7 protein-coding genes, 2 tRNA genes, 3 rRNA genes and 1 riboswitch are annotated in these 12,371 nt (G+C 59.5%); of the genes, 4 read left to right on the top strand and 8 right to left on the bottom strand.

Translation table 11 applies throughout. The features are described from left to right. Positions 1 to 7: 7 nt before the first annotated feature. Entirely contained in the window at positions 8 to 217 is a 210-nt protein-coding gene (locus tag H3H55_RS18945) for a CbtB domain-containing protein (protein ID WP_047902386.1), read from the bottom strand. A gap of 32 nt (positions 218 to 249) precedes the next feature. Beyond that, positions 250 to 386: riboswitch (cobalamin riboswitch) on the bottom strand. A 53-nt stretch (positions 387 to 439) separates the two neighbouring features. Between H3H55_RS18945 and H3H55_RS18940 the strand changes: the two genes are divergently transcribed. The 3 genes from H3H55_RS18940 to H3H55_RS18930 all read left to right on the top strand — a co-directional run bounded on the left by H3H55_RS18940 (position 440) and on the right by H3H55_RS18930 (position 3,798). Continuing rightward, the gene (locus H3H55_RS18940) at positions 440 to 1,000 is read left to right on the top strand and encodes a histidine phosphatase family protein (protein WP_193099755.1); all 561 of its coding nucleotides are present in this window, start codon (positions 440 to 442) and stop codon (positions 998 to 1,000) included. A 174-nt stretch (positions 1,001 to 1,174) separates the two neighbouring features. Beyond that, a complete protein-coding gene (locus H3H55_RS18935) occupies positions 1,175 to 2,767 on the top strand; it encodes an inorganic phosphate transporter (protein WP_193099754.1) in 1,593 nt (530 codons plus the stop codon). Between the two features lie 287 nt (positions 2,768 to 3,054). Next, positions 3,055 to 3,798, top strand: a complete 744-nt coding sequence (locus tag H3H55_RS18930; RefSeq protein WP_193099753.1) for a 2OG-Fe(II) oxygenase — start codon at positions 3,055 to 3,057, stop codon at positions 3,796 to 3,798. Between the two features lie 276 nt (positions 3,799 to 4,074). Here H3H55_RS18930 and H3H55_RS18925 read toward each other — a convergent pair whose 3' ends face one another. Next, entirely contained in the window at positions 4,075 to 5,499 is a 1,425-nt protein-coding gene (locus tag H3H55_RS18925) for a DHA2 family efflux MFS transporter permease subunit (protein ID WP_193099752.1), read from the bottom strand. Positions 5,500 to 5,725: 226 nt separating this feature from the next. Between H3H55_RS18925 and H3H55_RS18920 the strand changes: the two genes are divergently transcribed. Next, positions 5,726 to 5,863 carry a hypothetical protein gene (locus tag H3H55_RS18920; RefSeq protein ID WP_193099751.1) on the top strand — a complete coding sequence of 46 codons (138 nt, stop codon included), beginning with the start codon at positions 5,726 to 5,728 and terminating at the stop codon, positions 5,861 to 5,863. Positions 5,864 to 6,047: 184 nt separating this feature from the next. Here the strand turns inward: H3H55_RS18920 and rrf are convergent. The 6 genes from rrf to H3H55_RS18890 all read right to left on the bottom strand — a co-directional run bounded on the left by rrf (position 6,048) and on the right by H3H55_RS18890 (position 12,371). Beyond that, positions 6,048 to 6,160, bottom strand: a 5S ribosomal RNA gene (gene rrf / locus H3H55_RS18915). A gap of 183 nt (positions 6,161 to 6,343) precedes the next feature. Continuing rightward, positions 6,344 to 9,225: ribosomal RNA gene (locus H3H55_RS18910) — 23S ribosomal RNA — on the bottom strand. Between the two features lie 300 nt (positions 9,226 to 9,525). Then, positions 9,526 to 9,601, bottom strand: a tRNA-Ala gene (locus tag H3H55_RS18905). A gap of 41 nt (positions 9,602 to 9,642) precedes the next feature. Beyond that, a tRNA-Ile gene (locus H3H55_RS18900) sits at positions 9,643 to 9,719 on the bottom strand. Positions 9,720 to 9,782: 63 nt separating this feature from the next. Then, a 16S ribosomal RNA gene (locus H3H55_RS18895) occupies positions 9,783 to 11,315 on the bottom strand. Together the 16S, 23S and 5S rRNA genes with 2 tRNA genes alongside form the textbook arrangement of a ribosomal RNA operon. A gap of 504 nt (positions 11,316 to 11,819) precedes the next feature. Further along, a complete protein-coding gene (locus H3H55_RS18890) occupies positions 11,820 to 12,371 on the bottom strand; it encodes a phosphonate degradation HD-domain oxygenase (protein WP_193099750.1) in 552 nt (183 codons plus the stop codon).

Raw genomic sequence — 12,371 nt, 5'->3', positions numbered from 1 at the left:
CTCCGCGTCAGTGGCAGGGAAAGCCGAGCAGATGGCGGCCGTCGTGGACGAATTCGTGCACATACATGCCCGGCACGAGCGACGTCGCGCCTTGTTCCGCGCCGACGAAATACAGGGCGAGCAGCAGGATCAGGCCGACGAACACGGCCCACGGCAACAGTTCACGGACGGGGATGGGTGCCGGCACGACGACCGGCTTCAGCACTGCTTCGCTCATGGATGCACCTCAGGGGAATCGCGCCCCGACAAATGTTGGATGGGTACGAAGGCAGGTCTGGCTTCCGGGATCGAGATTCCCCGGTTACAGTGGCGCGACCGCGCCGGAATTGCACCGGCTTCCGCGTTTCGTATCGGGCGGATTGTACGCGCGAAAGTCCGCGTGTTGAAGTAACGGCGTGCGAGCGACCGCACGTTCCGCCCGGCCCCTCCGACAACCGACATGACCCTGCATGCCTCGCTGCGCCTGATCGCACACGCATCGACCCGTGCGATGCGCACCGGCACGTTTCCCGACGACGATCCGCTCGACGCGCGCGGGCTCGCCGACGCCGCCGCATTGCGCGACCGGTGGGCGGGCCTCGCCGGCGCGATCGTGCTGTGCAGCCCCGCCCGCTGCGCGCGACAGACTGCCGATGCGCTCGGGCTACGTGCCGACATCGACCACGCGCTGCGCGACATCGACTACGGCAACTGGCGCGGCCAGCGGCTGCACGATCTCGGCCGCGACTGTCCTGACGAATTGGGTGCATGGATCGGCGATCCGTCCGCATCGCCGCACGGCGGCGAATCGTTCGACGCAGCCACGCAGCGCGTCGGCGCATGGTTGAATGCGTTGCCGCCCGGTCACGACATCGTCGCGATCACGCATGCGGCAATCATTCGCGCGGCCGTCGCGCACGTGCGGCAGATGGATCTCAAGGCCGCCACTCGCATCGACGTCGCACCGCTGTCGTGCACGATGTTGGTCGCATCGCCGGACGGCTGGACGATGAATCCATAAGCGCTGTTGCGTTCACTATGTGGACGGCGATGCGAGCCGATGTTGCCCATCGCAATCGTCTGCCTTCGTTTTTCTTACATCGCCGTAAGACACACAGTTCGTCATCCCGACTGTCATCAAACTGACTGCCGGCCGAAGCTAGGATCAGACGCGATTCCCCTACGAGATGCCGTCATGAATCAACCTGCTTCGTCCGCCTCGAACAATCCGGGCTCCGTCGAACGCACCCGGCAAGTCGGTTATGCCGTCTTCCTGCTCGTGCTCGCGATCGGCGCCGTCTATATCGCCATGCACCTGATCGACGATCTGTCGTCGGTCCGCGAAGCATCGCTGTTTCCGTACCTGATGCTCGGCGCCGCGCTGCTGATCGCGCTCGGCTTCGAATTCGTCAACGGTTTCCACGACACCGCGAACGCGGTCGCCACCGTGATCTACACGCACTCGCTGACGCCGAACGTCGCGGTGATCTGGTCCGGCCTGTGGAACTTCCTCGGCGTGATGGTCTCGAGCGGCGCCGTCGCGTTCGGCATCCTGCAGTTGCTGCCGGTCGAGCTGATCCTGCAGGTCGGCAGCGGCTCGGGCTTCGCGATGGTGTTCGCGCTGCTGATCGCCGCAATCGTCTGGAACCTCGCGACCTGGTATTTCGGATTGCCGTCGTCGAGCTCGCATACGCTGATCGGGTCGATCATCGGCGTCGGGCTGATGAACCAGCTGATGCACGGGCCGTCCGGCACGAGCGGCGTCGACTGGGGCCAGGCGCTCGGCGTCGGCAAGTCGCTGCTGTTCTCGCCGATCGTCGGCTTCCTGTGCGCGTCGCTGCTGCTGCTCGTGCTGAAGGCCGTCGTGCGGATTCCGGAGCTGTACAAGGAGCCGCCGAAGGATCAGCCGCCGCCGTTCTGGATTCGCTGCCTGCTGATCCTGACCTGCACGGGCGTGTCGTTCGCACACGGTTCGAACGACGGGCAGAAAGGGATGGGCCTCATCATGCTGATCCTGATCGGCACGGTGCCGACCGCGTATGCGCTGAACAAGGCCGTTACGCCGGCCGAATCGCAGACCTTCGTTGCGGTCGCGAACCAGGCAGCCGCGACGTTCGGGAAATACACGAACGGCGTCGCGCCGTCCGCGAACCCGCGCGCCGACGTCGAACACTACGTGCAGCGCCGTGAACTAACGCCGGCCGTGCTGCCGGCCGTGCAGCAGTTGTCCACGTCGCTCGCGACCGCGGTCGGCGCGTCGGGCTCGATGGCAGCCGTGCCGCAACGCGACGTCGACAACGTGCGAAACACGATGTATCTGGTGTCCGAAGCAATTCGCCTGATCGAGAAATCGGGGCAACCCGCGTTCGCCGCCGACGACAAGCTCGCGATCGACAACTATCGCAAGCAGCTCGACCATGCGACCAAGTTCATCCCGACCTGGGTGAAGGTCGCCGTCGCGATCGCGCTAGGTCTCGGCACGATGGTCGGCTGGAAGCGGATCGTCGTGACCGTCGGCGAGAAAATCGGCAAGCAGCATCTGACGTACGGACAGGGCGCATCGGCCGAAGTCGTCGCGATGCTGACGATCGGCGCCGCCGACATGTACGGGCTGCCGGTGTCGACGACACACGTGCTGTCGTCGGGCGTCGCGGGCACGATGGCGGCGAACGGGTCCGGGTTGCAATGGAGCACGGTGCGCAGCCTCGTGCTCGCATGGGTGCTGACGCTGCCGGCGTCGATCGCGCTCGCGGGCGGGCTCTACTGGCTGTTCCGGTCGGTGGTCTGATCGGGGACGCGGTGGGTGGCCGGTGAGCGCCGGCCGCCTGTAGTGGAAGGTTCGACTCTCGCTTCTCCGCTCCGACACGTCGCCGCATGCGGCGTGTCCGTGCCGCATCGCACGCCTCGTCCCCTTCCTTTTCCGAATTGAAACGCAAGATCTGGAGCGCGCCGTCTCACGGACGTCGGTAGACTGGGTTCATCAACTTCCATCGTGGATTCAACCGTGCGCGGAACGCTTCCGAAGCATTCCACGCGACCGCACGGCACCACGTTGCTGACGAACCGAGGTAGCCCGTGAACATTGCCGATCTGCAACCTGCCGTCGAATCGCTGGACATCGCGCAACGTGTCGACGCAATCGACTGGACGACCGTCGACGCCGAACTCGATCGCCATGGATGCGCGCGTGTGCCAGGCCTGATCTCGGCGAGCGAGTGCGACGCGCTCGCATCGCTCTATCCGCGGGATGCGCTCTATCGTTCGCGCGTCGTGATGGCGCGGCACGGATTCGGGCGCGGTGAATACAAGTATTTCGCATACCCGCTGCCCGCGGTGGTCGCCGAGTTGCGCACGACGATCTACCCGCATCTCGTGCCTATCGCGAATCGCTGGAACAAGGCACTCGGGATCGACGTCCGTTATCCGAACGACCAGGCGACATTCCTCGATCGCTGCCACGCAGCGGGACAAACACGGCCGACGCCGCTGATCCTTCAATACGGTCCCGACGACTACAACTGCCTCCATCAGGACCTGTATGGCGAGCACGTCTTTCCGCTCCAGGTCGCGATCCTGCTGTCGGCGCCGGGCCGCGATTTCACCGGGGGAGAGTTCGTGTTGACGGAACAGCGGCCACGCATGCAGTCGCGTGCGGAAGTGGTGCCGCTGACGCAAGGCGACGCGGTGATCTTCGCCGTGCACGGCCGGCCCGTGCAGGGAACACGCGGCTTCTACCGCGTCAACCTGCGCCACGGCGTAAGCCGGATCCGCAGCGGCCACCGTCACACGGTCGGCATCATCTTCCACGACGCACAGTGACGGCAACCGGAACAAACGCAACGCTATCGCGCCATTCGTCTCGCGGATGAATTCACACTGGAAACACCGCGCGTCTGCCCTACCGACCGCGCGTTATCGTTCGGGGGGCGTTGCGACCGGGCATCATCACACGATCTGCTCACTCGTTCGCAGTGGCCGATGACGGATTTCGCTGCCCGTCAGCCCAGCGTGGCCATGACGGTCCAACGTTTCAGGTGAATGCCAGGAAACAAAAGCGCTCACCTGTCACGACACAATGGCGATTGGCAGCCCGGCCTATCCTCGCGCCACATTCGCCCGCAGCCGGTCGCCCGCATCGAGGGCCAGCCGCGCGTAGCCCGGCAACGTCAGCAGTGCGAGCACACCCGCGGCGACGAACGCCCAGCGGAAATCGTCGAGCACGTAGTGCATGCCGGCCGCATCGCCACGCACCAACGCCGCGAGCCGCAGCGACAGCGCGCCAAACGCGATCCCCATCCCGATCGTCATCTGCTGCGCGGCGCTCCACAACGTGCTGGCCGCGCTCGTCTGGTGAGCCGGGATATCGGCATAGGCCAGCGTCGCGAGCGTCGTGAACTGCATCGACCGCGTCAGCCCGTAGACGAATACGACGAACAGCGTGATCGCCAGCGGCGTCGATGCAGTCAGCCAGCCGCACGCGATCGTGAAGATGCCGACGATCGTCACGTCGACGAGCGCGACGCGCCGGAACCCGAAGCGATCGAGGATCCACGACGTTCCCGCCTTCATGCCGAGATTGCCGAGCGCGCTCGCGAGCAGCAGCAGGCCGGACTGGAACGGCGACATCCCGAAACCGATCTGGAACAGCAGCGGCAGCAGGTACGGCACGGCGTTGATCGCCATCCGCGTGATCGAGCCGGTGATCACCGTCACCGAGAACGTCGGCACCTTCAGCGTCGTGAAATCGAGCAGCGGATGCGCGCAACGTCGCGCATGCAACCACGCGGCAACACCGAACAGCACGCTCGCCCCCACCAGGACCGCCGCGCGCGTGAAGTGCACGTCCTGCTGGCCGGCCGCCTCGGTTCCGATCAACAGGCAGGTCAGCGCTCCACCGGCCAGCACGAAGCCGACCCAGTCGAGCGGCCTTTGTTCGTCGGCCCGCGTGTTCCGGACGATCAGCCAGGTACACGCCAGCGCTGCAATGCCGAACGGGACGTTCAACAGGAAGATCCAGCGCCATGACGCATAAGTCGTGATGAAGCCGCCGATCGGCGGCCCAACGACCGGCGCGACGATGCCCGGCCACGTGATCGTCGCGATCGCGCGCATCAGCTTCGCCTTCTCGGTGCTGCGCACGACGATCATCCGTCCGACCGGCACCATCATCGCCCCGCCGATACCCTGCAGCAGCCGCGCAGCCGTGAACGTCACAACGCCGTCGGACAGCCCGCACAGCACCGACGCTCCGGTAAAGACGACGATCGCACTGGCGAACACCGTGCGCGATCCATAGCGGTCCGCGATCCAGCCGCTGATCGGGATGAACACGGCGAGCGCAAGCATGTAGGCCGTCATCCCGAGACTCAGCGCATTCGGTCCGACGCCGAACGAGCGCGCCATTTGCGGCAGCGCGGTCGCGATCACGGTCGTGTCGAGGTACTCCATGAAGAACGTTGCGGCGACGAGATACGGCAAGAAGTCGGTCGTCCGACCACCTTGGGCAGGGCTGTCAGTCATGAACGGTGCAGGAGACGGAATGCTGAAGACACCGACCGCCAGCGCATGCAGAAAAGCGCGGGGATCGGGACGAATGGCGATATTACCTCGAAGGGCTTGCTGTCCGCTCTGCCGGGCATGTCGTGCGAATGCACTTTATGCGCATAGATTTCTGTGACGAATTCGCGCTGCGTTCGCCCAGTGGCACCCACGATCGGGTCGGCGCGAGGTGTCGATGGATGGGTAAATGAAGCAGGAGGTCTTCCGCGAGAACGCGGCATTTATCGGCTATTACCGACGAACGTCGCTCATCACCGGTCATCGCTACATCGTCGTTGGATGCACCGACGTCAGCTCGATGCTGACTGGAATCGCATTGATGTAGCGCCAGAGGGAAGCACCTTGGGATTTCAGCGGGCAGAACTGCGGCTCGCTCGAGAACGGCGCGGGCCTGAGTCGACATCATCGGTGCCAGTTCGGCTACGTTGCCGCTTTGCCGTCGCGCGTGCATTTCCGTCGCCGAAATGCAAAAACCCCCGCCTTTCGGGCGGGGGTTTCTGGCTTAGGGAGCCTGACGATTACCTACTTTCACACGGGAATCCGCACTATCATCGGCGTAGAGTCGTTTCACGGTCCTGTTCGGGATGGGAAGGGGTGGGACCGACTCGCTATGGTCATCAGGCAAAGAGGGTTGTCGCGCTGCTTCGCAGCGCGACCAATCTTGGAAGAAGCAGTAATTTTGGGTTGTGAGGTTGTATCTCACACGTACGCGGTTACTCAACCGCTGTACGTCGAGTGCGCTGCACTCGACGCTCGATGTCCGTAAGCGCTAAAGCGCTAACGGGCATCGAGACAGACTTGTTATAGGATCAAGCCTTACGGGCAATTAGTATCAGTTAGCTGAACGCATTACTGCGCTTACACACCTGACCTATCAACGTCCTGGTCTCGAACGACCCTTCAAGGGGATCTAGTCCCCAGGGATATCTCATCTTAAGGCGAGTTTCCCGCTTAGATGCTTTCAGCGGTTATCTCTTCCGAACATAGCTACCCGGCGATGCCACTGGCGTGACAACCGGTACACCAGAGGTTCGTCCACTCCGGTCCTCTCGTACTAGGAGCAGCCCCCTTCAAATATCCAACGCCCACGGCAGATAGGGACCAAACTGTCTCACGACGTTTTAAACCCAGCTCACGTACCTCTTTAAATGGCGAACAGCCATACCCTTGGGACCGGCTACAGCCCCAGGATGAGATGAGCCGACATCGAGGTGCCAAACACCGCCGTCGATATGAACTCTTGGGCGGTATCAGCCTGTTATCCCCAGAGTACCTTTTATCCGTTGAGCGATGGCCCTTCCATACAGAACCACCGGATCACTATGACCTGCTTTCGCACCTGCTCGACTTGTCGGTCTCGCAGTTAAGCACGCTTATGCCATTGCACTATCAGCACGATTTCCGACCGTACCTAGCGTACCTTCGTACTCCTCCGTTACGCTTTGGGAGGAGACCGCCCCAGTCAAACTGCCTACCATGCACTGTCCCCGACCCGGATCACGGGCCAAGGTTAGAACCTCAAACAAACCAGGGTGGTATTTCAAGGACGGCTCCACCGAAACTAGCGTTCCGGTTTCATAGCCTCCCACCTATCCTACACAGATCGGTTCAAAGTCCAATGCAAAGCTACAGTAAAGGTTCATGGGGTCTTTCCGTCTAGCCGCGGGTAGATTGCATCATCACAAACACTTCAACTTCGCTGAGTCTCGGGAGGAGACAGTGTGGCCATCGTTACGCCATTCGTGCAGGTCGGAACTTACCCGACAAGGAATTTCGCTACCTTAGGACCGTTATAGTTACGGCCGCCGTTTACCGGGACTTCAATCAAGAGCTTGCACCCCATCATTTAATCTTCCGGCACCGGGCAGGCGTCACACCCTATACGTCCACTTTCGTGTTTGCAGAGTGCTGTGTTTTTATTAAACAGTCGCAGCCACCAGTTTATTGCAACCCCTTCACCCTTTGCCCGCAGGGGCATCAAGCTACAAGGGCGTACCTTATCCCGAAGTTACGGTACCAATTTGCCGAGTTCCTTCTCCCGAGTTCTCTCAAGCGCCTTAGAATACTCATCTCGCCCACCTGTGTCGGTTTGCGGTACGGTCATCGTTAGACTGAAGCTTAGAGGCTTTTCTTGGAACCACTTCCAATTGCTTCGCTCCCTAAGGAGCTCGCGCCACACCCTTGAATTCCGCGCCCGGATTTGCCTAAGCGCCTTCTCCAATGCAGCGACCGGGACTTCCAACACCCGGACAACCTTCCGCGATCCGTCCCCCCATCGCATCTAACAATGGTGCAGGAATATTGACCTGCTTCCCATCAGCTACGCATTTCTGCCTCGCCTTAGGGGCCGACTCACCCTACGCCGATGAACGTTGCGTAGGAAACCTTGGGCTTACGGCGAGGGGGCCTTTCACCCCCTTTATCGCTACTCATGTCAGCATTCGCACTTCTGATACCTCCAGCATCCCTTCCGAGACACCTTCGCAGGCTTACAGAACGCTCTCCTACCATGCGTGCAAAGCACGCATCCGCAGCTTCGGTATATAGCTTAGCCCCGTTACATCTTCCGCGCAGGACGACTCGATCAGTGAGCTATTACGCTTTCTTTAAAGGGTGGCTGCTTCTAAGCCAACCTCCTGACTGTTTTAGCCTTCCCACTTCGTTTCCCACTTAGCTATATTTGGGGACCTTAGCTGGCGGTCTGGGTTGTTTCCCTCTTGACACCGGACGTTAGCACCCGATGTCTGTCTCCCGTGATTGCACTCTTCGGTATTCGGAGTTTGCTATGGCGGGGTAATCTGCAATAGACCCCCCAACCATGACAGTGCTCTACCCCCGAAGGTGAGACACGAGGCACTACCTAAATAGTTTTCGGAGAGAACCAGCTATTTCCAAGTTTGTTTAGCCTTTCACCCCTATCCACAGCTCATCCCCTAACTTTTCAACGTTAGTGGGTTCGGACCTCCAGTACGTGTTACCGCACCTTCATCCTGGCCATGGATAGATCACTTGGTTTCGGGTCTACGCCCAGCAACTGAACGCCCTATTCGGACTCGCTTTCGCTACGCCTGCCCTATACGGTTAAGCTTGCTACTGAACGTAAGTCGCTGACCCATTATACAAAAGGTACGCCGTCACCCCTTACGAGGCTCCGACTGTTTGTATGCATGCGGTTTCAGGATCTATTTCACTCCCCTCCCGGGGTTCTTTTCGCCTTTCCCTCACGGTACTGGTTCACTATCGGTCGATCACGAGTATTTAGCCTTGGAGGATGGTCCCCCCATCTTCAGACAGGATTTCACGTGTCCCGCCCTACTTGTCGTACACCTAGTTCTTTCATACTGTTTTCGCCTACAGGGCTATCACCTGCTATGGCCGCACTTTCCAGAGCGTTCGGCTAACAATACAAATAAAGAGTACAAGGCTCATCCCATTTCGCTCGCCACTACTTTGGGAATCTCGGTTGATTTCTTTTCCTGCGGTTACTTAGATGTTTCAGTTCACCGCGTTCGCTTCGCATGGCCTATGTATTCAGCCATGGATACTCCAAAAGGAGTGGGTTTCCCCATTCGGACATCTACGGATCAAAGCTTGTTTGCCAGCTCCCCGTAGCTTTTCGCAGGCTACCGCGTCCTTCATCGCCTGTGATCGCCAAGGCATCCACCACATGCACTTGTTCGCTTGACCCTATAACGAGTCTGTCTCTCCGACAGTCGTTACAGGTTGAGTTTTCGCGTTGTGCCGTATTCCAATTGAGTCAAACATAGAGTTCGAATCATCTTGAGATACATCGATACAATCACAACCCGGATAGTTTTCACGTCCATCTCAAGACGCTTCCGCTATCCAAATTACTTACTTCTTCCAGATTGTTAAAGAACGACAGCCGATACGTACTACGTATCACTCTGACTGGCTCAATCGCCAATGGCAAATGCTCGTCTCACACGTCACTTACGTGTGATCCAAACGCTTCCCGTTGAAGATTGGTGGAGGCAGACGGGATCGAACCGACGACCCCCTGCTTGCAAAGCAGGTGCTCTCCCAGCTGAGCTATGCCCCCATGAGTACAGATTCCTCAGGTACTACCGCCAGACAAGACATTGGTGGGTCTGGTTGGATTCGAACCAACGACCCCCGCCTTATCAAGACGGTGCTCTAACCGACTGAGCTACAGACCCCTGAGTCTGTCTTTAATTTACAGCCGATAAGCGTGAGCGCTCAACTTTGCGAGATAGCTCTAGAAAGGAGGTGATCCAGCCGCACCTTCCGATACGGCTACCTTGTTACGACTTCACCCCAGTCATGAATCCTACCGTGGTGACCGTCCTCCTTGCGGTTAGACTAGCCACTTCTGGTAAAACCCACTCCCATGGTGTGACGGGCGGTGTGTACAAGACCCGGGAACGTATTCACCGCGGCATGCTGATCCGCGATTACTAGCGATTCCAGCTTCATGCACTCGAGTTGCAGAGTGCAATCCGGACTACGATCGGTTTTCTGGGATTAGCTCCCCCTCGCGGGTTGGCAACCCTCTGTTCCGACCATTGTATGACGTGTGAAGCCCTACCCATAAGGGCCATGAGGACTTGACGTCATCCCCACCTTCCTCCGGTTTGTCACCGGCAGTCTCCTTAGAGTGCTCTTGCGTAGCAACTAAGGACAAGGGTTGCGCTCGTTGCGGGACTTAACCCAACATCTCACGACACGAGCTGACGACAGCCATGCAGCACCTGTGTATCGGTTCTCTTTCGAGCACTCCCACCTCTCAGCGGGATTCCGACCATGTCAAGGGTAGGTAAGGTTTTTCGCGTTGCATCGAATTAATCCACATCATCCACCGCTTGTGCGGGTCCCCGTCAATTCCTTTGAGTTTTAATCTTGCGACCGTACTCCCCAGGCGGTCAACTTCACGCGTTAGCTACGTTACTAAGGAAATGAATCCCCAACAACTAGTTGACATCGTTTAGGGCGTGGACTACCAGGGTATCTAATCCTGTTTGCTCCCCACGCTTTCGTGCATGAGCGTCAGTATTGGCCCAGGGGGCTGCCTTCGCCATCGGTATTCCTCCACATCTCTACGCATTTCACTGCTACACGTGGAATTCTACCCCCCTCTGCCATACTCTAGCCTGCCAGTCACCAATGCAGTTCCCAGGTTGAGCCCGGGGATTTCACATCGGTCTTAGCAAACCGCCTGCGCACGCTTTACGCCCAGTAATTCCGATTAACGCTCGCACCCTACGTATTACCGCGGCTGCTGGCACGTAGTTAGCCGGTGCTTATTCTTCCGGTACCGTCATCCCCCGACTGTATTAGAGCCAAGGATTTCTTTCCGGACAAAAGTGCTTTACAACCCGAAGGCCTTCTTCACACACGCGGCATTGCTGGATCAGGCTTTCGCCCATTGTCCAAAATTCCCCACTGCTGCCTCCCGTAGGAGTCTGGGCCGTGTCTCAGTCCCAGTGTGGCTGGTCGTCCTCTCAGACCAGCTACTGATCGTCGCCTTGGTAGGCCTTTACCCCACCAACTAGCTAATCAGCCATCGGCCAACCCTATAGCGCGAGGCCCGAAGGTCCCCCGCTTTCATCCGTAGATCGTATGCGGTATTAATCCGGCTTTCGCCGGGCTATCCCCCACTACAGGACATGTTCCGATGTATTACTCACCCGTTCGCCACTCGCCACCAGGTGCAAGCACCCGTGCTGCCGTTCGACTTGCATGTGTAAGGCATGCCGCCAGCGTTCAATCTGAGCCAGGATCAAACTCTTCAGTTTAAACCTGTTACTGTTTTCGGTTCGGTTAAGAACCGGTCGCTCACTCAAAGCTGACAGGAATATGAATTGCTTCATAAACCTGACTTACTTTAGTGTGAGACTCTTGATACTTTTGCTATCTGATCCGAGAATCAGCTCGCTTCCATCAAGCGCCCACACTTATCGGCTGTTAATTTTTAAAGAGCAATCTGCGAGAAACTTCGTGTTTCTCAGCAGCGCTGCGTTTTCAGCAGCAGAGAAGCGAGATTATGAACCGTGTTTCGCAGTTCGTCAACAACTTTTTAACTGCTTCGTTGCGACTGCGGGGTTCAACTTCGAGTGCTGCCAGGGCCCGTTACCACCGCACCCCAACCGCACCGCTTCCCTCTCCCGCGCTGCGTTTCCGTTAGCGCGAAAGAGGCGTGATTCTATGCACCCCACGTCGTTCGCGCAAGGGGTTTCGCAAAAAATATAAGGCCCCGCACGCTGCCGCGTGCGGGGCCTTATATAGAAGCGGCCGAACCGTCAGGCCGCGCGCACCTGGCGCGCGACGATCTCCATATAGTGATCGAGATCCGGCGTCGCCTTGCCTTCTTCCTTCGCCGTATCGTCCCAGCGGCGCAGACGCAGCGCGTCCTCCGCAAACGGGCGCTGCAGGAACGCCGCCGTTTCCTCTTCGCTGAAGATACCGCCCTGCAGCGCGAGGCTGCGCACCGAGTCCGGCGACAGGCTCTCGAAGTAGCCGGCGTCCGTGCGGCAAAGGCAGCGCTTCGCGTCGACGTGCAGCCGGATCGGTTCCAGCACCGCGTCGAAAAACAGCGGCCGCAGGAACGGCAGCACGTAATACTGATGCAGGTCGTCGATCCCGCGCGCGCTCGGCGTGTCGCCCTGGCGATTCAGCAGGTGCCCGAGGTCGTGCAGGAACGCCGCCGCGACCAGCGCTTCGCCGGCCCCCGCCTCTTCCGCCAGCAATCCGCTCTGCAGCGCATGCTCGAGCTGGGTCACCGGCTCCCCGCTGTAGGCCACATGGCCATGCTCGCGATACAGCCCGTGGATCTCTTCCACCGTCAATGCCAT

The organism is Burkholderia sp. Z1, from assembly GCF_014893795.1.
Lineage (GTDB): Bacteria > Pseudomonadota > Gammaproteobacteria > Burkholderiales > Burkholderiaceae > Burkholderia > Burkholderia theae.
Note: the sequence above shows the minus strand (reverse complement) of the source record. Positions and strands in the feature narration are given on the sequence as shown.

What these genes read in the sequence shown, in the direction of transcription:
- H3H55_RS18945 (WP_047902386.1), bottom strand. Translation starts at nt 217, where the DNA reads ATGAGCGAAGCAGTGCTGAAGCCGGTCGTCGTGCCGGCACCCATCCCC.
- H3H55_RS18940 (WP_193099755.1), top strand. Translation starts at nt 440, where the DNA reads ATGACCCTGCATGCCTCGCTGCGCCTGATCGCACACGCATCGACCCGT.
- H3H55_RS18935 (WP_193099754.1), top strand. Translation starts at nt 1,175, where the DNA reads ATGAATCAACCTGCTTCGTCCGCCTCGAACAATCCGGGCTCCGTCGAA.
- H3H55_RS18925 (WP_193099752.1), bottom strand. Translation starts at nt 5,499, where the DNA reads ATGACTGACAGCCCTGCCCAAGGTGGTCGGACGACCGACTTCTTGCCG.
- H3H55_RS18920 (WP_193099751.1), top strand. Translation starts at nt 5,726, where the DNA reads ATGAAGCAGGAGGTCTTCCGCGAGAACGCGGCATTTATCGGCTATTAC.
- H3H55_RS18890 (WP_193099750.1), bottom strand. Translation starts at nt 12,371, where the DNA reads ATGGCATTGACGGTGGAAGAGATCCACGGGCTGTATCGCGAGCATGGC.